The sequence below is a fragment of the Nitrosopumilus sp. b1 genome, from assembly GCF_014078545.1.
Lineage (GTDB): Archaea > Thermoproteota > Nitrososphaeria > Nitrososphaerales > Nitrosopumilaceae > PXYB01.
In genome coordinates this window covers 158,867-181,875 of the sequence record NZ_MU078712.1, presented here as the reverse complement: position 1 = coordinate 181,875, position 23,009 = coordinate 158,867, and the positions used below count along the sequence as shown (strand labels likewise).

The following is a 23,009-nucleotide window of genomic DNA, read 5'->3' as shown; positions in this document are numbered from 1 at the left end:
GAATTTCTACCTAACGATTTTTCTAAATACTTAACCCTTATTGGATTGAGCTTTTTCGTCAATTACTTTCCTGAGTGCTCGAATATGCTCAGGGTTTGTACCGCAACAACCGCCAATAATTCTAACTTGTGGAAATTGATTAAGAAAATCACCTAATGCTTTAGCCATTCCTTCCGGACTCATTTTGTAAACGGCCTTTCCTCCTTCATTTTCAGGCATTCCAGCATTTGGAACGACAAGGAGATTATGCTCTTTTTGCTCATCAAGCCATTGTACACTTGGGGTCATCTCTAATGGACCTGTAGAGCAATTTAGTCCAAAGACATCAATGCCCATATCAGATACAGTAGTATACGCTGCTTGAATGTTTGTACCAAGAAGCATTTTTCCATATTGATCAAGAGTAGTATTTGCAATAAGAGGGATTTTCTTACCAGTTTTTTCCATAGCTTGATGTGAACCCTCAATTGCAAGTTTTACTTCAAGTATATCCTGACTTGTTTCAATAAGTAATGCATCAACTCCTCCAAGAATTAATCCTTCAGCTTGTAACGCAAATGCATTACGAATTTCATCTAGGGGTATTTGTCCAAGGTCTGGATCGTTTGAGCTAGGAAGAAACCCAGTAGGACCCATAGAGCCAACAACATAACGTGGTTTATCGGTAAATTCAGTAGTGGTTTCTACTGCAAGTTGAGCTATTTTTTTATTAAATTCAACAGTTTGATCACCAAAACCATATTCATCAAGCTTTAGTTTGTTTGAGCCAAATGAGTTTGTCTCTATACAGTCAGCTCCTGCCTCAAGATATTTTTTATGAATTTTTTTTATCCATTCTGGATGAGTTATAACAAGGCCATCATTGAAACCGTCCTTACCGTTAGGAAAATCGTCAGGTTTTGGATCAAATTTCTGAATTTCAGTACCCATAGCACCATCAAAGAGAAGTACGCGGTTCTTGAGGGCTTTAAGAAATGGTTCTTTTGGAGTCAAATTCAATTTGTAAACGAATTTGTTACTACTAAATTCTTTGCCGCGATATAACCTTCACAAAAAGGTAGAATCACTATTGCATGTTTCAAATTAGGTTGAAAAAACAAAAAATTAGAATAAAAAATGCACAAAGTTGGAATTTCAAACAGAATTAGAGGAGCTACGTTTTTTCAACATGCAGGAATTTCAATCCTCTTTGTATTTATGCCAATTATTGCCAAAGGAGTAACAGACTCGTTATTTGAAATTGGCATAATTGTTGCGTCATTTAGTTTCGCACAGATTCTTTCAGAGCTATATTTTGGTAGAATTTCTGATAAAATGGGAAAAAGGCTATTGTTCATTCGTATAGGATTCATTAGTTGTGCCATTACTTTTGGGTTGCATTATTTTGCAGACGATACAGGTTTGTTATTGCTTGCTAGAGTAGGAGCAGGAGTTGCTAGTGGAATAATGATTCCAGCAATGATAGCCTATTCATATGAATCTGGTAAAGACAAGATAAAGGTCGCTTCAATAATTTCGTTTCATGCGTTAGGTTGGATGGCAGGGATTATTGCTGCTGGAATTACCAATGATGTGAAATTAATGTTCTTGGTAAGCAGTGGATTCTTTTTTGTTGGCTTGTTGATCTCTATGAAATTACCAAATACCTTAATCGAAAAGGAAACAGGTTCTGGAACAACAAGAAAAGTAATTGTAAAAAACAAATTTCTTTTTCTTTCGTTACTATTGAGGCATATTGGTGCTACATCAGTATGGACAATTTTACCAATTATGTTAATGGAGGAATTGGGTGCAGAGTTGTATCAAGTGTCAATTGTGTATGTATCAAACACATTGACTGCGTTTGTTATAATGACATTGATGGCATCAAGAATAAAAATTCCGCACGTATTAAAATTCAAAATTGGTATAGGCATGACTAGTTTTGTTTTTGTTGGGCTTATACTAATTACTGATTGGTGGATGGCAATTCCATTCATGTCACTAGTCGGAGGAACTTGGGCATTTCTCTTTATTGGAGGTAATTTTCATTTAATGGAGAATAATCCACGTTCAACATCTACAGGAATCTTCAGCTCTACAATTTCAATTGCGACAGTTGTTGGTCCAGTGATTGGAGGAACTATTGCTTTTGTTTTTAATTATTCAGGAGTAATGATATTTGCCATTGCGGTGATTTTGATATCATTTTTTGTCTCACTTCGAATAAGAGAAGAGATTGCAAAGAATGCATGATGCATGCATTCTCGTGTTTATTGATTTGAACATACAACTTTCTATTAAATTCAAGAATTAATTGTAGATAAGAGTCATTTTCTCCCAAAGGACTCAAGCCAGACCTAGAATTCAGGGTTCTTTGGGAATTTTATTATCTTAATCCCCATCTTGACATTACCTTATTTTCTAGACGCTTAAACACAATTCCATCAATAACAATTCCAATTGCCATGATGATAATCATTATTGCAATTACTTGTGAGACATCAACTGTTTGTCTCCCAACATTAAGCAGGAACCCAAGACCTAAAAATGAGAATAAAATCTCAGCCCCAATAACACCTCTCCATGCAAATGCCCATCCTTGCTTGAATCCACTTATCATGTATGGGAATGCAGCAGGAATCAAAACATTTGTCACTAATTGACTACCCTTTGCACCCATGTTACGAGCAGCCTCAATGTAATGAGGATCAATATTTTTGACTCCAGAATATGTGTTGATTGTTACGGCAAATATCGCTCCAATGGCGGTAACAAAAATAATTCCGGCATCGCTAATGCCNNGAATAGATTGCAATCCCAATACGAGTGAGCCAATTGTTTGATTCACAGTCTCAACTCTTGCCATGAAAATTCCAAGTACAATACCACCTACAATTGCAATTGCCAATCCAACGATTAATCTTGCAATGCTGGTTCCAATTCCATAAAACAAGCTTCCATCTGATGCACTATACACCAGATCTTCGGCTACCTCATATGCAGAGGGAAAAATTTCATTGGGCCAGAAATTTAAATCTCCAATTATTTGCCATGTTGCAATTACTGCAATGTAAAATGCGATTTTTTTCCATAACATTTTAGATTTCATATCATCACTCTTTTGTTTTCTTAACCTCAGGTCTTAATTCAGATAAAATCTCTTGTTGGTGTTTCATTAGTTGTTCGTCTTCGGCTAATCTTGGTCTTCTATAATCAATTGCTAATTCTTTTTTTATTGTTGAGGGTCGGTTACTAAATATTGCAACTTTTGAGCCAAGAACTACAGCTTCAGAAACATTATGAGTAACAAACAAGATTGTTTTTTTGGTTCTTTCCCAGATAAGTTGCATTTCAACTAGCAATAGGTCACGAGTTTGTGCATCAAGTGCAGCAAACGGTTCATCCATTAGCAACACATCAGGATCCATTACTAGTGCTCGGGCAATTGCCACTCTTTGTTTCATTCCTGTTGATAGCTGATATGTGTATGAATCTGCAAATTTGGTAAGCTGCATCATGTCTAGATAACGATGAGAAATTTGTGATCTTTTTTCCTTTGGTATTCCGGCCATCTTCAAGCCAAATTCAACATTATCAATGACCTTTAACCATGGAAAAAGGGCACCTTCCTGAAATACCATTATTCTTTCAGGTCCAGTACCAGAAACTGGCTTTCCATCAAAGAGTATCTCACCCTCATCGGGATTCTCAAGTCCAGCTACTATGCGTAAGAATGTAGATTTGCCACATCCTGAAGGACCAACAAGACATACAAAATCGCCGTCTTCAACTTGGAGATTAATTCCTCCTAGTGCTTTTAGATTGTATTTTTCGTGCTTGAAATATTTTACAATATTTTTTGCTTCAAGTTTAGTCATAATGTGAAATCATCTCCATGTGTTTGGTCCCAAGAGTTTGATTGTAATAATAAATTCCAGACAGATCATACCCGTTTCTTCCAAGATATCCCAAATCATATGATCGTTTTGCAAAAATTTCAATTGATTTTGGAATTGGATCTGATGTAATTTCTATATTTGAAAAAGATTCTTTGAGTACAGATTCAGATAGCGTAGTACCAAGTTCGTTATTCAAAAAGTCATTATAAATAATTCCTGTTTCTTCATTATTCAGATTAATCCACTCTACTGTTTCTTGATGAGACTCTAACCATTTTTGTATTATGCTATCATTTTTTTCAACATAATCAGCTCTTGCAATTAGTAATACAGATGAGAATCTTTTTTCTGGCCAAAGATCTTCTTCAAAGAATAGTCTTTTACCATTTAATTTTTCAACAAAGATGGTTGCCCATGGTTCTGGAATCCAAGCACCATCAATGTCTCCTTTAATAAATAACGTATAGATTTCAGGATTTGCAACATTCAATACATAAACAGAGCCACCCCGTTCAGCAGTTTCAAGACCGTTTTCCTTGAGATAAGTTCTAAGTGAAACATCTTGCGAGTTTGCAATCTGTGGCGCTGCAATTCTTTTTCCTTCAAAGTCATCAACAGAATTGATGTGAGAATCAGGATGAACAATAAAACTAGCACCTCCACTTGCTGCACCTGCCAAAATTCGTATATTATTAGAATCAGATTTTAAAAACCCATTAACTGCAGGACCAGGTCCAACATAAGCAATATCAATAGAATTTGCAAACAATGCCTCTATTGCTTGAGGTCCACTATCAAAAACTCTTGTTTTAATTTGTACATCAGGCAGATTTTGAGAAAAAAATCCTTTTTCAAGACCTACAATAGGTATTGCGTGACCAATATTTGGAAAATATCCAACACGAATTTCATCTTGAGAATTTTCCAACTGAACAGACAGTGCGGCAGTTATAGCTAAAGTTACAACAATTCCAATACCAATAGCTACCACGGTAATTTTCATAAAACAGCGTTATATCTGACCGATAAATAATGATCGGATTTTAGCTTAAGCTAGTTTGCTGCAGCAAATCATTTTAGTTGCCCTCAAAATATTTTTTAAATTCCCAACACAAAAGATAAATTTCAAGCTACAGTCAGTCAGGTGCGATATGACTGGAAAAGCAATACTTGCGTTCTCTGGTGGTTTAGATACATCAGTGGTTGTAAAGTATCTCCAAGAACAACACAACTTGGATGTTGTAACTGTAACAATTGACGTAGGTCAAGGAGATGACCAAAAAAAGATAGCTGCAAAAGCAAAGAAACTTGGAGTAAAACGGCATTATAATATTGATGCGCGAAAAGAATTTGTTGAAAAATATATTTTCCCATCAATTAAAGCGAATGCACTTTATCAGAAAAAATATTGTTTAGCAACAGCACTTGCAAGACCGCTAATTGCTGAAAAAGTTTTAGAAATTGCAAAGAAAGAAAAAGTTACCGCTCTTGCACATGGCTGTTCAGGAAAAGGAAATGATCAAGTAAGATTTGACATTACATTACGTGCAGGCTCTAATTTACCTATTATTGCTCCAATCAGAGATATGAATTTGGATAGAACAACAGAATTAAAATTTGCAAATAAACATGGAATTAAAATCGATAACGTTGCAAAAAGATTCAGTATTGATCAAAATCTTTGGGGAAGAGCAATAGAAGGCGGAGTGCTAGAGGATCCATTTAATGAACCTCCTGCTGATGCATTCATTTGGGTTAAGACAAAAAATCTTTCAACAAAGCCATCTTATCTTGAGATAAAATTTGAAAAAGGAGTTCCTGTAGCAGTTGATGGGAAAGTTATGCAGCCAATTAACCTCATCGAATACATAAACAAAAAGGCTGGTGCTGCAGGTGTGGGAATAGTTGATCATATTGAGGACAGAGTAGTCGGAATCAAATCACGTGAGGTCTATGAAACCCCAGCAGCATCATGTCTGATAGAAGCTCATTCTGATCTTGAAAAAATGGTTCATACAAAACATGAAACTAAATTCAAAGCAATAGTTGATGATGAATGGTCTTGGTTGGCGTATTCTGGATTATGGCAGGATCCATTAAAGTCCAACTTGGATGCATTTATTGAAGAATCCCAGAGTAGAGTCACAGGCACTGTAAAGATCAAGATGCTCCAAGGAAGCATGAGAGTTGTTGGAAGAAAGTCAAAATACTCCCTATATAGTCACGATATTGCCACATATGGATCAGAGTCCACATTTGACCAAAAATTGGCCAAAGGTTTTGTTGAATTGTGGGGAATGCAATCAACAGAAGCTAATAAATTACAAAAGAAAAGGTGAAGAAAATTATGAATTGCCCAGAATGTGATGCAAATCTAAACATTCCCGATGACGCCGCTGTAGGAGAGATCGTATCCTGCCCTGATTGTGGTGCTGACTTTGAGATTGCAAAGAAAGAAGGTTCAAACGTACAGCTAAAACAAGCAGAAAGTGTTGGCGAAGACTGGGGAGAGTAATGTCAAAGATTTGTGTCGTATTTGATCGATTAAGATCAGAAGAGAAGATGCTCCAAAAGGAGGCAGAATCTCTTGGATATGACACATCTATGATAGATGCAAAGATCACACAACTAAACACGGAGAGTAAGAAGACTGACTATGATTTCGGTCAAGTAGTACTAGAGAGATGTGTCAGTTACTTTAGAGGCCTTCATTTTACATCATGCCTTGAATTTTTAGACATTCCAGTTATCAACAAATTCAGCGTTGCGACAAATTGCGGAAACAAGATGTTTATGACTTTGTGCTTGGCAAAAAACAAAGTCCCAACTCCAAAAACATACTTTTCATTCTCAAAAGAAGGAGCAGAAGAAAATCTTTCCAAAATTGGGTTTCCGATGGTGATAAAGCCGGTAATCGGCAGTTGGGGAAGGGGAGTCATACCACTCAAAGACAAAGACACAATGGATGCAGTTTTTGAAATACGAGAACTCACTGATGGTCCTCATGATAGAATTTACTACCTTCAAGAGATGATTAATAGACCTCCAAGAGACATTCGTGTAATAACAGTAGGGGAACAAGCAGTAGGTGCAATGTACAGAAAGTCGGAAGGATTCAAGACAAATATTGCCTTAGGTGCGGATCCAGAGCTTTGTGAAATAACTAATGAGATCGAAGACTTGGCAATCAAGGCATCAAAATCCGTCGGAGGAGGAATTTTAGGCGTAGATATGATGGAGGACAAAGAAAAAGGGCTAGTAGTGCACGAAGTAAACAATACAGTAGAGTTTAAGGGGTTATCAAGAGTTGCAAAACGAAACATTCCAAAAGAAATGATAGAATTTGCAGTAAACTCCGTTAGGAAATAAATTATACCTCCCTACTAGAGGGGATATCATGAAAGTAGGAGTTGTTGGAGCCTCAGGTTATGTTGGAGGAGAAACATTACGATTACTAGTAAACCATCCAAAAGTTGAGATCACAATGGTTACCTCCAGACAACATGTCGGAGAGTATCTTCATAGGGTTCAACCAAGTTTGAAAGGATTTACAGATTTAACATTTTCAGAACTAGATTATGATAAAATGACAGACAAGTGTGATCTGGTCTTTACTGCAGTACCACATGGAACTGCAACAGAAATTGTAAAGGCACTCTATGACAGAGGTCTAAAGATAATCGACCTTAGTGCAGACTATAGATTGCACAATCCAGAAGACTATGGCAAGTGGTATGGTTGGGAACATCCACATCCAGACTATCTTTCAAAATCAGTATTTGGAGTCCCAGAATTACACAGAGAGAAGATAAAAAATGCACAACTTGTATCATGCCCAGGTTGCATGGCAGTAACTTCAATGCTAGCCCTTGCTCCATTAATCAAGAACAATATCATCGATACCGAACACATTGTAGTTGATTCAAAGATTGGTTCATCAGGTGCAGGAGCAGGTGCAGGAACCAGTCATGCAATGCGTGCAGGAGTTATCAGACCATACAAACCAGCAAAGCACAGACATACAGGAGAAATTGAGCAAGAGCTTAGTGAGATTGCAGGAAAGAAAATTCGTGTATCGATGAGTCCACATGCAGTGGATGTAGTCAGAGGAATACTTTGTACTAACCACACATTCATGACAAAAGAGATAGAAGAGAAAGAATTATGGAAATTGTATCGTCAAGCATATGGTGAAGAAAGATTTGTTAGATTAATTCGTGATAAAAAAGGTCTTTACAAATTCCCAGATCCAAAATTCCTAGTAGGTTCAAACTTTTGTGATATCGGATTTGATTTAGATGAAGACAACAATAGACTAATTGCCATCTCAGCATCAGACAATCTAATGAAAGGCGCAGCAGGCTCTGCAATTCAAAACATGAATGTAATGGCAGGCTTTGATGAGATGGATGGTTTAAGATACACTCCATTAACACCAGTGTAAGAAATGATTACAATAAAGATTGGTGGGAGTGTAGTTGATAATTTACATCCAAGTACAATTCAAGATATAAAAAAAATTTCACAACAAGAAGGAGTGATTCTTGTACATGGTGGTGGAAAAGAAGTTACTAAAGTTTGCGAACAACTTGGAAAAGAACCAAAGTTTGTTACATCACCAAGCGGAATCAAAAGTAGATACACTGACAAAGATACTGCAGAAATTTTTACAATGGTAATGTCAGGGCGAATTAACAAAACAATTGTTCAGATGCTACAAAAAAATGGAATTAATGCAGTTGGAATTTCAGGAGTTGATGCAAAAACAATTCAGGCAGAGAGGAAGAAAAAACTTCTCATCATTAATGAAAAAGGTCGAAAACAGGCAATAGATGGCGGATATACAGGAAAGATTACTGAAATTAATGCAGATTTCATAAAATCCCTGCTAGAGCGAGGGTTAACTCCTGTAATTTCACCGATTGCCATTAGTGAAGAAGGCGACTTTCTTAATGTAGACGGAGATAGAGCAGCAGCATATGTAGCTGGAAAAGTAAAATCAGACAAGGTACTTTTTGTCACCAATGTTGATGGATTACTAATGGATGATAAGCTAGTTCAAAAACTATCTCTACAAGAAGCAAAAGAGATACGTCCAAAGATTGGACCGGGAATGGAAAAGAAGATTCTTGCTGCAACAGAAGCATTAGATATGGGAGTTAAACAAGCCCTAATTGCAAATGGACAAAAGGAAAATCCAATCTCAAGTGCTATTGCACATGACAATTGTACGGTAATTGAAAATGACTGAAGATGACTTTATGGGAAGTCTGTACCAAAGATTTCCAGTAACAATTGAAAAAGGACTTGGTTCCCACGTTTGGGATGTAAACGGAAAAGAGTATGTTGATTGCATGGGAGGTTATGGTGTAGCACTAGTAGGCCACAGAAATGAACGAGTTGTTAATGCAATCAAATCACAATTAGATAAAATAATTACAGTTCATAGTTCACTATACAACAAGACAAGAGAAGAATTTCTTGAAACATTAATGAAACAAACTCCAAAAGGATTGTCTCAAGTTCATCTCAACAACAGTGGAGCTGAAGCAATAGAAGCTGCAATAAAATTTGCGCGAAAATTTACTGGAAAGAAAGGAATGGTTGCAATGAAAGGATCATACCATGGAAAATCAATGGGTGCGTTATCACTAACATTTAATCCAAAATATAGAAAGATGTTTGAGCCACTAGTAGAGCAAGTATCATTTTCTTCATTTGGTGACATTAACGAATTACGTTCTACAATTAATGATGATACAGGATTTGTTATAATGGAACCAATCCAAGGAGAAAGTGGAATACATGTTGCACCAGACGGATTCTTGCAAGAGGTACGCAAGCTGTGTGATGAAAAAGGAATCCTCTTAATTTTTGACGAAATTCAGGCAGGTCTTGGCAGAACAGGCCGAATGTGGGCATCAGAGCACTGGAATACAACACCAGATATTATGTGCCTTGCAAAAGGAATTGCAGGTGGAGTACCAATGGGTGCAACCCTTGTCAAACCAGAGATTCTTTCGTGCATGAGCAAAGGAGAACATTCTTCAACATTTGGAGGAAATCCACTCTCTTGTGCAGCTGGTATTGGAACAATCCATGCACTTACACAAGATGGATTGATAAAAAATGCAGAAAAAAATGGAGGAAAATTCATTGACGGTTTGAAAAAGCTACAAGAAAAACACGACATCATCAGAGAAGTAAGGGGAAAAGGCCTAATGATTGGAGTGGAATTGAAATTTGAAGTAAAAGACATTTTGATGGAGGGCATCAAGGAAGGAATTTTACTACTTTACTCAGGCAGAAACATACTACGACTATTACCCCCTCTTGTGATTTCCGAAGAAGATATTACAAAAGTTTTAGATACACTAGATGTATTGCTAACAAGAGAGGAAGAAAGACGTAATGTTTAGAGATAAAATCGATGAAAAAATAATCGAAGCCCTCCGAAACGATTCTAGAGAATCATTTGTAGACATTGGAAAAAAACTAAAGTTATCAGAATCGGCAGTAAGACGCAGAGTAAAAAATCTAGTCGATAGCGGCACGATTAAAAAATTCACCATTGAAGTAGGAGAAGAGAATGCAACAAAAGCAATTATTCTAGTTTCAGTGGATTCAGGGATGGATACATCAAAGGTGTCTACAAAACTAACAAAACTAGACGGAGTAAAAACAGTCTATGAGATTACAGGACAGTACGACATTATTGTCATCATGAGTGCACCAAACATCACAGAAATAAACAGTAGTATTGATGCAATAAGAAAAGTTCCTGGCGTGGTGGATAGCAACTCTGTAATTATTCTCAAAACAATAAGCTAAGCGAGAATCGGATCTTTAATTTTCCTTTTAACTAATCTAGGATCAAAAAGCGTTAAAATCGACGAAATTAGTACGAATATGTTTATATTTACTGACTTGATTAACGAATTCTGCAATGAACGATCCGAATCACTATGCAAACCAGTACAATGCATATTCAAAGAATCCAAAGAAGATACGAATTCTTGACAGCACCCTTCGTGAAGGGGAACAACATCCAGGAGTATCTTTTACAAACAAACAAAGAATTCAGATTGCATGGATGCTTGACTATTTTGGTGTAGACCAGATTGAAATCTCACCAGTAGTATCACAAGATCATAAAGAAGCAACTAAAACAATTATCAAACAAGGGTTAAAGGCAGATATTGTTTCTCATGGTAGAGCGTTAAAAGAGGACATTGATGTGTCCCTTAGCTGTGATGCAAAATGGGTTGCAGGTTATCTAGGCATTTCAGATATTCATCTTAAAGACAAGTTAAGGATTTCAAGAGAAGAGGCACTACGTCGTGCAGTGGAAACCGTAGAGTATGCAAAGTCACATGGTCTTAAAATTAGATTCACAGTGGAGGATGGTAGTAGAGCAGATCCTAAATTTTTGCTTGAAGTGTGCCGAGCAATATCGGATGCAGGTGTAGATAGAATTAGCTTGCCTGATACAGTTGGAATTATGAGACCAATTGGAATGTATAATTTTGTTAAAAAAGTTCGAGATGAAATAGATACACCGCTAGATGCTCATGTACACAATGATATCGGCTTTGCATTAGCAAATGCATTTGCAGCATGTGATGCAGGAGTGGATCAGATTCACACTACTATTGATGGAATTGGTGAAAGGACAGGCATTCCAGCACTTGCCGAAGTAGCAGTGGCTTTAACTTATCTTTACAAATCACCAAATGATTTGAGGCTAGACATGCTACAGGATCTTTCTAGATTGATTGAAGACTATACTTCAATTCCACCCTATGATTCAAAACCAATCGTAGGAACCTCAGCATACAAGCATAAAGCAGGAACTCATCTTGCAGCTATTCTAAGAAACCCTGCTGCATACGAGCCAATCCCGCCAAGAATAGTTGGAAATAGAAGGAGAATTGTTTTTGGAGAACTGGCAGGAAAGACTGGTGCTGCCTATCTAATGTCATTGTTGGGCTTGGAAAAAGACGACCAAGGAGCCAAAGATGTGGCTGCAGGCTTGAAAAACCTTCGAATGGGGGACTTGATTGAGATCCCACTAGAAGACAGGCTGGAAAGAAAGATAATTAATGACAAATAATGGAGAGGAAGTGAGAGATCAAATTGGCAAGTTGTGATGAATGTGACGCAAATATTTCAATCCCAAGCGATGCAGTAGAAGGAGAGATTGTAACCTGCCCAGAATGTGGTGCAAGTTATGAATTAGTTAAATCATCAGGAGGTTTTGATCTAAAGCCCGCCCAAACGGTAGGCGAGGATTGGGGGCAGTGACCCCTGACATTACTGTTCTTTACGATACCATCCGATGGGAAGAAAAAGCGTTACTAGAAGCGGGAAAAAAAAAGAACGTTAATCTAGAAATGTTTGATTGTAAGAAACTTTCATTACAATTAGACAGCAAACGAGATGGTTTTGGAACAGTTATCCAGAGGTGCGTAAGTTACTACAGAAATGTTCACTCTACTGCAGCACTTGAAGGAATGGGAGTCAACGTAATCAACTGTCTCAATACAGGAATTTTTGCAGGAAACAAATTGTATACTCATATGTTGCTAAGAAAGTTCGGAGTTCCAACACCTTACGCTACTGTTGCATTCTCAAAAGAATCTGCAATTGAAGCACTTGAAAAAGAAGGATATCCCAAAGTCATCAAACCAACAGTTGGAAGTTGGGGAAGAATGATATCAAAAATTAATGACAAAGATTCTGCAGAAGGCATCATTGAAGGAAGAGAAAAGATGTATCCAATTTATCAAATACATTATTTAGAAGAGTTTGTACAAAGACCACCAAGAGACATTAGAGCAATTATGGTAGGGGATAAAGTAGTGGCGGCAATTTATAGAAATTCTGGAGATGGAAATTGGAAGACAAACATGGCATTAGGCGGACGAGCCGAAAAATGCGAGGTCACCAATGAATTAGAAGATATTTGTATTAAAGCTAAAAATGCAGTTCAGGGACAAATCGTAGGCGTTGATTTAATGGAAAGCGATGATAGAGGACTGGTCGTTCACGAAGTCAACAACACTACAGAATACAAAAACACAGTTAGAGTCTGTGAAGTAGATATTCCATCACTGATGATTGATTATGCATTGGAATCTAAAAGATAGAAATGGATTCCACGTTTACAGTCACACCACGATTTGCAGTAAAGATGCTAGAGAAAGTTCTACGATTGTACACACCATCCCTAAGTGAAAAGCCAGTTGCGGAATTTCTTGCAGACAAGTGTGATGATCTTGGTTTTGAAGACATTCACATTGATGAGGTTGGAAACATTATTGCAAAGAAGGGATCTGGTTCGCCAAGAATTCTTTTGTGTGGACACATGGATACAGTTCCAGGAAAAATTAAAGTTAGAAAAGAAGGAGACAATCTGTTTGGCAGAGGAGCATCTGATGCTAAAGCCCCATTGATGGCAATGTTATTTGCAGCAGCATCGGTGCAGAACAATAATGGAACAGTGATATTTTGTGGCGCAGTTGATGAGGAAGGAAACGCAACAGGAATCAAAAACCTAGTCCAACAAGAACTTGATTTAGACTATGCTGTGTTTGGCGAACCTAGTGGAATCAGGCAGGTCACCATTGCATACAAGGGTCGTTTGGCAATTAATCTAAAGATCAATGTTGGCGACAGTGCACACGCAAGTGCCCCATGGCTTGCAAAAAACGCGATTGAAGAGTCAGCTGTGTTTACTCAGGAGGTAAAGAGAGCACTAGAAGCAGGACAAGATGGAAAGAAAAAGAGCATGATGCTAACTGCCACCATTACCGAAATCAAAGGCGGTACAAGCCACAACGTAACTCCAAAAGAATGTGAAACCATTTTGGATATTAGAATTCCAGTCGACATGAATTGCAAGATGGTTGAAGAAAAGATTGCAAAATCAGTTCAAGAGGTATCAAGGAAAAGAGAGGTGGAAGCATTCTACTCTATTCTCGATGAGACAGAGCCATTTGAGGCACCGCACAACTCACCACTGGTTCGAGCATTTACCTTGGGAGTAATGGAGGTGGAGCATGCAAGACCAACCTTGATTAGAAAAACAGGTACAGGTGACATGAACGTCATAGGAAACAGACTAAAGATTCCAGTAGTCACTTATGGACCAGGCGATCCCCATCAGGCCCACACCATTGATGAAAAGGTGTCAATTGATGAGTACCTAAGAGGAATCGAAGTCCTCAAGAAGACCTTGCATCATTTAAAAAGACTGCACGATAGAAAAAACCAATAATGCTGTGGTTTATTGGCATCGGAGTTTCTGGACTGAGTTCATTATCCAATGAAACACTTGATGTATTAAAAAAATCAGATATTGTCTACCTTGAGGCATTTACTAGCCCAATAAGTAAAGTAGAGCTATCAAAGTTTAAGAAAAAGATCAAGGGCGAGTTTAAGATTGCTAAACGATGGATGGTAGAAGACGGAAAAGAGATTTTAAAAAATTCTAAAAAGAAAAAAGTTTCATTAATTTCATATGGCGATCCATACATTGCAACTACCCATATAGAGCTAAGAACTCGCGCAATAAATGAAAAAATTAAAACTTATTCCATTCATGCTGCGTCATCCATAACATCTATGGTTGGGGAGTGTGGATTGCACTATTACAAAGTCGGAAGAATTGCAACAATTATGAGCGAAGCAAAATCACTAACAACTCCGTATTATGTCACATACAAAAATTTGATTGAAGGAAATCACACAATTTTGCTTTTAGAGTACAACCAAGACAAGGACTTTTTTTTAAAGCCAAATGATGCATTACACGATTTGCTAGAGACAGAAGCAGAGCAGATAAGAAAAGTAATTAGCAAATCAACATTTGTAATTGTTGCATCAAGAATTGGATTTAAAACTCAAAAAATTATTTGTGGAAGCATTAGCAAGATTCAAAAGGTAGATTTTGGCAAGCCGCCACACACCATAATTATTCCTGGCAATTTGCACTTTACAGAGTCTGATGCATTGAAAGTTTTGGCAAAATGTCTGGATGAACCCATTAGTAACTCTGAGAAAATTAAAAAGATTCCAACTCAAATGCTAGAGAAATATGTTCCAATGGTTAGAGAAGCAATTAAAGAGATTGCCCCGCATTACAAAGACTCAAAGGAATATTGTGAGATACTAGAGAATGCAGAGCTGTATGTGCAAGATGCAGAGAAATTTTTGGAGCAAGGAAAAGATGATGTGGCAATTCTTAGCATAGGTTATGCTGATGGGCTAGTAGATGCGCTACGAATTGCAAAGGGCATGGACCCCAAAATGTAGTATCGATGAGTTAAAGAAAGGGTCAGAATTACATTATACAGTTTGGATGAGATAGATAACTCAATTCTATGTTCAATTTTTGTTTCATCCCTCATTGGGGGGGATCCTGTGAAATTAGTCAGGCAAAAGAGCAATCTTTCGGAGGAATTTGTTAATGATAGAATTTTGAGTCTAAGAAATAATGGGTTAATTGAGAAGGAAAAATACACCCTCACAGAAGTTGGCAGGACTTCCTTGCGTGTGGTATTGACGGGAGGAGTCTTTGATATCATTCATCCAGGTCATATCCACACATTAAATTCTGCAAAAGAGCTTGGTAATGTCTTAGTTGTCGTGGTTGCAACAGATGATACTGCTGAAAAGATGAAGAAGAGAAGACCACTTCACAATCAAAATGAGCGAAGGGTTTTGGTGAATTCTCTTTCAATGGTTGATTTGTGCATTATTGGTCAGAAAGGAGACATCTTCAAGACTGTCGAGTTTGTAAATCCTCAGATCATTGCATTAGGATATGATCAAGTTCACCAGGAAAAGTTCATCACAGATGGATGCAAAAAACTCAATCTAGATATCAAGGTTGCAAGGTTGCAATCCCCTGTGCCAGAGATTTCAAGCTCTAAGATTGAAAAAGAATATGGCGATGCGATACACGATATCTAAAGTTTGTAAGATATTGTTTTGATAAAAATTAAGCAGCATTTGGTACCAAAATTGTTAACAAAATACTCTTAATCCTGCCGGATTCGAATTTAGATTATCAAAATTAGTTTCTTCTAAACGTGAGATTTTTTTCGTTCACTGATTCTTTGCTGCATTCGTTTTTCCCCTTCTTGAAATCGTTTCTTCTCATCATCGGTTTCAAGAATTAGTTCTGGAACTGGTGTCGGTTTGCCATTCTCACCTAATGCAACCATGGTTACAAAGGCAGTATTAGTAAGCACTTTTTTGCCAGTTCGAAGATCTTCTGCCTCAACAGCTACCTCAATTTCCATTGATGAGCGATGGACATAGTTAATTTGTGCATGTAAAACCAAGGCATTGCCAACGTATACTGGTTTTAGAAAATTAACACGATCAATACTTGCAGTTACTGCATTGGATTCACAATGTCTTTGGGCTACAATTCCTGCAACAGTATCAATTTGTTTTAAAATTTCCCCACCAAAGACATTACCAGCAGGATTTGCATCCGTTGGAAACATTCTAAGTATCATCTCAGCCTTGGAATCACTTGATTTTTTTGCGTTCATTAATTCTCCCTTTTTTTGATTCACTCAATGATATTAACTCTCGTACATTTGAAATTATTTTGAATTGATTGGAATTTTAATTACAACTTTGGAGCCGTCAGATAATTTTGCATGCTTGCGAATATTTGTTTTTGATATCAGCTCAATTACAGAAGGATCATGGTGAGTTCTCTCTAGTCTGATTAACTGGCAATCAACTGATTTGTTTAGTGTAGCCAAAAAGCACTTGACCCAGCCATAGGTTCTCTTTCCATCAGAGAATCCTTTAATCAACACTCCATCTAAGGCATCAAATTGTCGGATGGATTCAATGTTTTCTTTTGAATCTAGTTTTACATTTAGAGTACCTGGGAATGGCACATATCCGATTTTACTTTTGAATTGTTTTGTGTAACCTTTAAGCGACATATAGTATGCACCTTCCCCCATTCCAGAGATCAGATTTCCACGAAGCTCAATGTGTGAGGGCGAAGATTTCAGACTAGAATTCAGTATTGTTGAGAGTTTTATCATCTCTGCAAATCCTTTTGAGGTAATTTTTACAGAAGACACCCTACCATTTAGGATTCTTTCTATGAAACCTCCTTGTTCTAATTCCACAAGGTGCTTGGATGCTGCTTGCTGAGATTTTTTTATGTTCTTACCCAGCGAGGAAGTAGTCACTGGTACAAAATTGTATTTTGCGCCTTTTGATAAGAGATAAGATAGCGTAAGAATGTGTTGAATCTTGATATCAGTCATTAAAAATTCTAAACAACGCCTAGTTCTGAAAAGGTTCTTAGAGTTAATCCGTCTGCATTAGTTAGTTTTGCAACTCTATGACCAATTACACATTCTATTCCTGCATTCTTTGCACCCTCAAGTAATCTTTGTGTAATGATTCCATCAAGTACAAGATACTTGACTCCAGATTGACTAGATAATTTGCTAACAAGTTCACTGATTGGTACTTTGAATATCTCTTTTTTGTCACCATCAAGTGCAATTGCTTCTAGAGTTTCATTGAGATTAGGATAAATCTGTGAGGCCAAATCTGCAATAGGTTTATCCTCAGTCTTTGCAGCTGTCTTTGGTTTAGAGCCTCCTTCAATTTCTTTTGCAATTGGACCAAGAATTTCATCAATTCTTGTTGGAGTGAGTTCTTCAACTTCAATTCCAGAATCTGCACGAAGTTCATAATCAATGTTAACAACTGATTTTAGCTCTTTGAGAATAAAACCGCCAGACCTGTCACCATCCAAAAATGCCACAATGTGATCTTTTTTGTTACAGAGTTCCTTTATTGATTCATCTATTCTTGCACCTTCAATTGCAAGTGTATTATCATAACCAGCTCGAAGTAAGTTGATGATATCTGCACGACCTTCAACGAGAATTACCCAACTGGAGTCAAAGACGCCAGAACCACATGGAAGATTTGATGGGCCATATGTCATAACTTTACCAGAGTTGCCTTCATGAACATCTTTTAGCATGGTGTCACCTTCGCTAACAGTTTTCGTTGCCCATTTTTGCTTGATCTCTTTTGCTCTTCGGACAATATCGTCTTTCTTTGCAGCCCTTACATCATCAATTGCATCTAAAGTAAATTTACAATCAAATGGTCCAACTTTATCAATACTCTCAATAGCTGCAGCAATTAGTGCGCAGGTATCAATGTCAGTACTCATTGGAATTAGTGCGTCACCCTTTGTAGTGTTTGCAGTGCTATTGGTGTTTACTTCAATTCTTCCAACTTTGGAAACCCTTTGTAACTCGTTGAGATTCATCTCTGGTCCCAACAGTCCTTCTGTTTGACCGAAGATTGCGCCGATTATATCTGCCCTTTCAACGAGTCCATCAACTTCATAGGAAAGCTTAACATGATATTTGACAATTCCTGATTTTGACATAACATTATCATCTCCTTATACATAATGAGAATACTTCTAGAGTTGAATATATTTGCTTATCGATAGTTTTTACAGAAAATCCGTAAAATCTGCAAAAATTTCTCGAATTTTGAGCTTGGGATCCTCTTCTAAAAGATAAAAATGGAAAAAAGAGAGTGTTTACTCTGTGCTAAATGAATGACCACAAGAACATGATTTGGTTACGTTTGGATTGTTGATTTTGAATCCAGAACCCATCAGACTCTCGATATAGTCGACGTTTGCACCTTGTAGATGGTCGATACTGTAACTATCGATAACGAGTTTTACTCCGTTTTCTTCAATTACCTTATCATCTTCTTCTGGTTGTTTTTCAAATCCCATTCCATAGGATAATCCTGAACAACCTCCACCTTGAACATAAACTCGAAGATACTCAGGTTTCTCAGATTCCTCAGCCATGAACTCTTTGATCTTTTCAGCAGCCTTTGGAGTGACAGTTACAATTTTTTGAGTTTGCTCAGTTGCCATGACCAAAATGCATTCTCAAATTATAATAAGCTTTTCACACGGTACCGACTAGTAATTTAACAAAATAAGAAGGAAAATTAGGGATAGCTTATTTTTTTGACTTGTTTACAAATGCAGTCATTCTTTCTTTACGATCAGGATGTGTAAAGCAGTTTCTCCAAGCCAATAATTCTAGAGACAGTCCAGTGTCAAGATCTGCGTTTCTTCCTTTATTGATTGCAATCTTTGACATTAAAACTCCCATCGTAGAGTTTGCAGCAATTTGTTGAGCCATCTTGTTTGCTTCTTCTATTAGTGATGCTAATGGAACAACGTGGTTCACCAGGCCAATCTCTTTTGCCTCATCAGCTTTAATCATCTTACCAGTGTACACAAGCTCTTTTGCTTTTGCTATGCCCACTATTCTCATCAGTCTTTGTGTACCACCCCATCCAGGAGGGACACCAATTGTTACTTCTGGTTGGCCAAGTTTTGCAGTGTCTGCTGCGATTCTAATATCACAAGACATTGCAAGCTCACATCCTCCGCCAAGTGCAAATCCATTTACTGCAGCAATTGTTGGCTGTTTAACCAATTCGACTGTTGAAGTAACTAGCTGACCTAGTTTTGCATATTCGACTGATTCGTCTGCAGAAATTTTTGACATGTATTCAATGTCTGCTCCTGCAGAGAAGGCTTTTTCTCCTTCACCAGTGAGAATGATGACTTTGATTTTGTCATCGGTTCCAATAGATTCGAATGTTTTGATCAACTCCTTTGCAACATCCATGTTCATTGCGTTGAGTTTATCAGGTCTGTTTATCTTGACAGTGCAAATACCATCAGAAGTAGATGTAGTAACTAGCGACATTGAATATGTGCGATGTGATACTGAACTTAAATGTTCTCTAGGAGTTAGAGATTTTTCCCCATTGGGCCAAAGCAGATGCAGCAGCTACCCAGGTTCTAAGGTCGCTGTAAACTGGAACATTATGTTTCTCAACCAGTTTTGACATTTTTTCAGTGTACGGACCACCATTGCATCCAACTAGTATTGGTTTCTGTTTTTTCTGTTGGAATTCAGCAAGATAATCAACGATTGTTTCTTCGAGTGGGTCATCTTGGAAGACAAACCATGGCATTGCGATATCGACATTTTTCTCATCCATGAATTGTTGAATGACAAATCGATAATCATCTGCAGTAGCACCACCACCAACATCTGCTGGGTTACCATTGTGAATTGGCACTGCTGGTGGGAAACGATCCTTCATCTTTTTGATTAGAGCGGGAGACATCTTTCCAATTGTAAGACCATGCTTTTCTAGTTGGTCAATTGCACCAATCATTGGGCCAGCGCCATTACTAGTCATGGCGACACGGTTTCCTTTTGCAGCAGGTTGCCATGCCAAAGCCTTTGCCACTCCGACAAGATCCTGATAACTATCAACTGAAATAATTCCTGCCTGCTTGAATGCACCCATGATAATTGCATTTGAACCACCAAGAGAACCAGTATGAGATGCAGCCTGTTTTGCACCTGCAGCTGTTCTTCCACTCTTCCAGATTACAATTGGTTTCTTCTTTTCTTTCATTACACGCTTTGCAGTATTGATGAACTTTCTACCATCTCCAAATCCTTCTACGTACAAGGCAATAACTTTGGTTTGAGGATCATTTGCAGCATACCAAATCATGTCTGCCTCATCAACATCAGAACGATTACCAAAACTTATCATCTTTGATAGACCAAATGAGTCAGCGCTCTCCAACATGCTAATTCCCATGGTTCCACTCTGTGAGAAGAATGCTACATTTCCTAATTTTGAGCGAACCATTCTTTCTTGGCCTTGGAATGCACAGTCAAGACGATTAGCAGCATTAAACATTCCAATGCAGTTAGGACCAATAATTCTGATATTGTGTTTTGCAGATAATCTTGCAACTTCAGCTTCATATGCTGCTCTTTCTCCACCTAGCTCCTTTCCTCCACCAGAAACAATTACAACATTGTGAACTCCTTTCTTTGCACAGTCTTCTAAGACTGGAGGCGTTACTGACAAGTCAACTGAAACCACAACAAGATCAACTGGATCTGGGATTGCAGCTACGGAAGGATAACATTTTTGTCCAAAGATTTCTTCGGACTTTGGATTAATTGGATAAACTTTTTGTTTGAAATCATAATTTACTAGACTGTCTAAAATAGAGTTGCCAATCTTTCCAGGAGTTGCTGATGCACCCACTAGTGCGACTGACTTTGGTGTAAAGAATTGCTCCATGTGTTCTGCATTTGGCTTTGTTTTAGAGATAGCATCTTTTTTGATCTCTTTTTTGAGTAGAATTTTTGCATCAACTACTGCATATGATTTTGGATACACAACAACTGGGTTAAAGTCAATGCTATCAAAGTGAGATGCATTATCAACACCTAATTTTCCAATCTGAACAAGTGCTTTTGATATCATGTTAAGATCAATGGGTTTGCTTCCACGGAAGCCTTTGAGCATTTTAGAGCCCTTTAGCTCATTTAGCATTGATTTTGCATCAGATGTGGTAATTGGAAGCATTCTAAAGGCAACATCCTTCATTACCTCAGTCAGTATTCCACCCATTCCAACCATAATTACTGGACCAAATTGTGAGTCATTTTGTAAACCAACGATTAGCTCTACACCCTTGTCAACCATCTTTTCTAAGAGAATACCTTTTACTTCAACGCCTTTTTTCTTGGATAATCTACCATACATGTCATTGAATGTCTTTTTGACATCAGCAACATTGTCAATTCCAACTTTGACGCCACCAACGTCAGTCTTGTGAAGAATTTGTGGTGAGACGACTTTCATAACAAGAGGAAATCCTAGCTTCTTTGCTTGCTTTACTGCCTCATCTGCAGATGTTACAAGGGCATAGCCTGGAACTTTAATGCCATATGATTTTAGAATCGATTTTGATAGTTCTTCTGTGATAACCTTGTGACGGGTTTGAATTGTTTCATCAAAGATTTTTTTCACAGAATTCATAAGTCGATCGGTGAGGGCGAAATTCAATATATTAAACTTTGGTCAAAGGTCAAATTCTGTTTTGAAGTTTTTGTAGAATTTTCTTAAATTATCATTAACAAGTGCGATATTTTCATCAATATCATCACGAATTTTCTGAGGATTAATGTACGGGATTTTGTCAATCTTTTCTTGAGTATTATCCAACCAAAGATTCACCATGGAATCATCAACCTCTAGATGAAACTGAAGACCTACAGCAGTTCCAATCTGAAAAGCCTGATTTTGGTATACTGAAGAGTGGACCAATCTTTTTGCAGAACTTGGAAGATCAAATGTGTCACCATGCCAGTGAAATACTGTAAACGGATTATCAAATCCAGAAAAGAGTCCAGTTTGTGATTCTGGAATTAGGTCATGATAGAATCCAATCTCTTTTTTTAAGCCAGGAAAAACTTTAGCACCAAATGCTTTTGCAATTAACTGGGAACCTAGACATATTCCTAAGACAGGTTTTTGTTTTGAAACGTATCTACGAATCATCTCTTGTTCTTTCTTCAAGTAATCTCTATCATCGTTTGCAGATTCTGGTGCACCCAGAACAAGTAGAAATGAATATTCTTCATCAGGAATCTTTTCATGCTTTGCATTAATTGATGTTACATCAAACCCATCAGATGCAAGAATTTTTCCAAGGAGCCCTGAGCCCTCAATACGAGTGTTCTGAATTGCAAGAACATCACTCATTTGTTATTATCCACCAAAGTTCTTAATATGTTCAAGTGACTATTGTTATCGTGCAAGTTTCATTACAAGAGATTCAAGATATTCAAAACTTTGTAGATATGCTAAACAATCAAACCCAAAGTATAGTCGTAGTTGAAGGTAAACGTGACGAATTAGCCTTGAAAAAGATTGGATTTTCAGGAAAGGTAATTCAATTTCATAAATTTGGAGGAATTACAAGGTTTTCTGATCATATTGCAAATTATGATACAGTAATAATGCTTCTTGATGGTGACAGAAAGGGCGGATATCTGACTGCACGTATAATCTATCAGATACAAAGAAGGACTAGAATCGATTTATCGTACAAGAAAAAGCTTGTAGAGATTACAAAAGGAAAGATTCGATTTATCGAACAACTAGTATGTTATGAATCGTATTTGGTATAGA

25 protein-coding genes and 2 pseudogenes are annotated in these 23,009 nt (G+C 37.4%); 15 read left to right on the top strand and 12 right to left on the bottom strand.

Annotated elements, in window-relative coordinates; genetic code table 11:
* Positions 1-30: 30 nt before the first annotated feature.
* Positions 31-993, bottom strand: a complete 963-nt coding sequence (locus C6988_RS02135) for a homocysteine S-methyltransferase family protein (protein ID WP_182133093.1) — start codon at positions 991-993, stop codon at positions 31-33.
* 123 nt (positions 994-1,116) lie between these two features.
* Between C6988_RS02135 and C6988_RS02130 the strand changes: the two genes are divergently transcribed.
* Positions 1,117-2,235, top strand: a complete 1,119-nt coding sequence (locus C6988_RS02130) for an MFS transporter (RefSeq protein WP_182133091.1) — start codon at positions 1,117-1,119, stop codon at positions 2,233-2,235.
* 133 nt (positions 2,236-2,368) lie between these two features.
* Here the strand turns inward: C6988_RS02130 and C6988_RS11145 are convergent.
* From C6988_RS11145 to C6988_RS02115, 4 genes and pseudogenes are all read right to left on the bottom strand, one after another.
* A pseudogene (locus tag C6988_RS11145) lies at positions 2,369-2,782 on the bottom strand (ABC transporter permease subunit); the annotation flags it as partial.
* 2 nt (positions 2,783-2,784) lie between these two features.
* Positions 2,785-3,079: pseudogene (locus C6988_RS11140) on the bottom strand (ABC transporter permease); the annotation flags it as partial.
* A gap of 16 nt (positions 3,080-3,095) precedes the next feature.
* The gene (locus tag C6988_RS02120) at positions 3,096-3,860 is read right to left on the bottom strand and encodes an ABC transporter ATP-binding protein (protein WP_182133087.1); all 765 of its coding nucleotides are present in this window, start codon (positions 3,858-3,860) and stop codon (positions 3,096-3,098) included.
* A complete protein-coding gene (locus C6988_RS02115; protein WP_182133085.1) occupies positions 3,853-4,884 on the bottom strand; it encodes an ABC transporter substrate-binding protein in 1,032 nt (343 codons plus the stop codon). The genes C6988_RS02120 and C6988_RS02115 overlap by 8 nt, the downstream gene beginning before the upstream one ends.
* 148 nt (positions 4,885-5,032) lie before the next feature.
* Here C6988_RS02115 and C6988_RS02110 point away from each other — a divergent pair, with 148 nt between their 5' ends.
* From C6988_RS02110 to C6988_RS02050, 13 genes are all read left to right on the top strand, one after another.
* Positions 5,033-6,220, top strand: a complete 1,188-nt coding sequence (locus tag C6988_RS02110) for an argininosuccinate synthase (RefSeq protein WP_182133083.1) — start codon at positions 5,033-5,035, stop codon at positions 6,218-6,220.
* Between the two features lie 8 nt (positions 6,221-6,228).
* Positions 6,229-6,396, top strand: a complete 168-nt coding sequence (locus tag C6988_RS02105; RefSeq protein WP_182133081.1) for an alpha-aminoadipate/glutamate carrier protein LysW — start codon at positions 6,229-6,231, stop codon at positions 6,394-6,396.
* Positions 6,396-7,250: a lysine biosynthesis protein LysX gene (lysX, locus tag C6988_RS02100; protein WP_182133079.1), complete on the top strand. Its 855-nt coding sequence runs from the start codon at positions 6,396-6,398 to the stop codon at positions 7,248-7,250. Before C6988_RS02105 ends, lysX (C6988_RS02100) begins: the two co-directional genes overlap by 1 nt.
* A 28-nt stretch (positions 7,251-7,278) precedes the next feature.
* Positions 7,279-8,325, top strand: coding sequence for an N-acetyl-gamma-glutamyl-phosphate reductase (gene argC, locus C6988_RS02095; RefSeq protein ID WP_182133077.1), 1,047 nt, complete (start codon positions 7,279-7,281; stop codon positions 8,323-8,325).
* A gap of 3 nt (positions 8,326-8,328) precedes the next feature.
* Positions 8,329-9,132 (top strand): [LysW]-aminoadipate/[LysW]-glutamate kinase, encoded by an 804-nt coding sequence (locus C6988_RS02090; RefSeq protein ID WP_182133075.1) that lies wholly within the window; start codon positions 8,329-8,331, stop codon positions 9,130-9,132.
* Entirely contained in the window at positions 9,125-10,300 is a 1,176-nt protein-coding gene (locus C6988_RS02085; RefSeq protein ID WP_182133073.1) for an aspartate aminotransferase family protein, read from the top strand. The genes C6988_RS02090 and C6988_RS02085 overlap by 8 nt, the downstream gene beginning before the upstream one ends.
* The gene (lysM, locus tag C6988_RS02080; RefSeq protein WP_182133071.1) at positions 10,293-10,712 is read left to right on the top strand and encodes an HTH-type transcriptional regulator LysM; all 420 of its coding nucleotides are present in this window, start codon (positions 10,293-10,295) and stop codon (positions 10,710-10,712) included. Before C6988_RS02085 ends, lysM begins: the two co-directional genes overlap by 8 nt.
* Before the next feature lie 115 nt (positions 10,713-10,827).
* Entirely contained in the window at positions 10,828-11,994 is a 1,167-nt protein-coding gene (locus tag C6988_RS02075; protein ID WP_182133069.1) for a LeuA family protein, read from the top strand.
* A 23-nt stretch (positions 11,995-12,017) separates the two neighbouring features.
* Entirely contained in the window at positions 12,018-12,185 is a 168-nt protein-coding gene (locus C6988_RS02070) for an alpha-aminoadipate/glutamate carrier protein LysW (RefSeq protein ID WP_182133067.1), read from the top strand.
* Complete coding sequence (gene lysX, locus C6988_RS02065; RefSeq protein WP_182133287.1) at positions 12,182-13,030, top strand: lysine biosynthesis protein LysX; 849 nt, start codon at positions 12,182-12,184, stop codon at positions 13,028-13,030. The genes C6988_RS02070 and lysX (C6988_RS02065) overlap by 4 nt, the downstream gene beginning before the upstream one ends.
* A 2-nt stretch (positions 13,031-13,032) precedes the next feature.
* Positions 13,033-14,160: a M20/M25/M40 family metallo-hydrolase gene (locus C6988_RS02060; protein WP_182133065.1), complete on the top strand. Its 1,128-nt coding sequence runs from the start codon at positions 13,033-13,035 to the stop codon at positions 14,158-14,160.
* A complete protein-coding gene (gene dph5, locus C6988_RS02055; RefSeq protein ID WP_182133063.1) occupies positions 14,160-15,197 on the top strand; it encodes a diphthine synthase in 1,038 nt (345 codons plus the stop codon). The genes C6988_RS02060 and dph5 overlap by 1 nt, the downstream gene beginning before the upstream one ends.
* Positions 15,198-15,239: 42 nt before the next feature.
* Complete coding sequence (locus C6988_RS02050; protein ID WP_182133061.1) at positions 15,240-15,857, top strand: FAD synthase family protein; 618 nt, start codon at positions 15,240-15,242, stop codon at positions 15,855-15,857.
* 113 nt (positions 15,858-15,970) lie between these two features.
* On the opposite strand, the gene C6988_RS02045 is transcribed toward C6988_RS02050, so the two are convergent.
* The 7 genes from C6988_RS02045 to C6988_RS02015 form a co-directional block, all read right to left on the bottom strand.
* On the bottom strand, positions 15,971-16,471 hold the full coding sequence (locus C6988_RS02045; RefSeq protein ID WP_255464142.1) for an acyl-CoA thioesterase: 501 nt from the start codon (positions 16,469-16,471) through the stop codon (positions 15,971-15,973).
* A gap of 30 nt (positions 16,472-16,501) precedes the next feature.
* The gene (locus C6988_RS02040; RefSeq protein WP_182133059.1) at positions 16,502-17,188 is read right to left on the bottom strand and encodes a DUF120 domain-containing protein; all 687 of its coding nucleotides are present in this window, start codon (positions 17,186-17,188) and stop codon (positions 16,502-16,504) included.
* An 8-nt stretch (positions 17,189-17,196) separates the two neighbouring features.
* Complete coding sequence (gene dnaG, locus C6988_RS02035) at positions 17,197-18,339, bottom strand: DNA primase DnaG (RefSeq protein WP_182133057.1); 1,143 nt, start codon at positions 18,337-18,339, stop codon at positions 17,197-17,199.
* 159 nt (positions 18,340-18,498) lie between these two features.
* Positions 18,499-18,849, bottom strand: coding sequence for an iron-sulfur cluster insertion protein ErpA (gene erpA / locus C6988_RS02030; protein ID WP_182133055.1), 351 nt, complete (start codon positions 18,847-18,849; stop codon positions 18,499-18,501).
* An 88-nt stretch (positions 18,850-18,937) separates the two neighbouring features.
* The gene (locus C6988_RS02025) at positions 18,938-19,699 is read right to left on the bottom strand and encodes an enoyl-CoA hydratase/isomerase family protein (RefSeq protein WP_182133053.1); all 762 of its coding nucleotides are present in this window, start codon (positions 19,697-19,699) and stop codon (positions 18,938-18,940) included.
* A gap of 37 nt (positions 19,700-19,736) precedes the next feature.
* Positions 19,737-21,854 carry a 3-hydroxypropionate--CoA ligase gene (locus C6988_RS02020; RefSeq protein ID WP_182133051.1) on the bottom strand — a complete coding sequence of 706 codons (2,118 nt, stop codon included), beginning with the start codon at positions 21,852-21,854 and terminating at the stop codon, positions 19,737-19,739.
* Between the two features lie 42 nt (positions 21,855-21,896).
* The gene (locus C6988_RS02015; protein WP_182133049.1) at positions 21,897-22,580 is read right to left on the bottom strand and encodes a type 1 glutamine amidotransferase; all 684 of its coding nucleotides are present in this window, start codon (positions 22,578-22,580) and stop codon (positions 21,897-21,899) included.
* A gap of 50 nt (positions 22,581-22,630) precedes the next feature.
* Here C6988_RS02015 and C6988_RS02010 point away from each other — a divergent pair, with 50 nt between their 5' ends.
* Positions 22,631-23,008: a toprim domain-containing protein gene (locus C6988_RS02010; protein WP_182133047.1), complete on the top strand. Its 378-nt coding sequence runs from the start codon at positions 22,631-22,633 to the stop codon at positions 23,006-23,008.
* Position 23,009 lies beyond the last annotated feature (1 nt).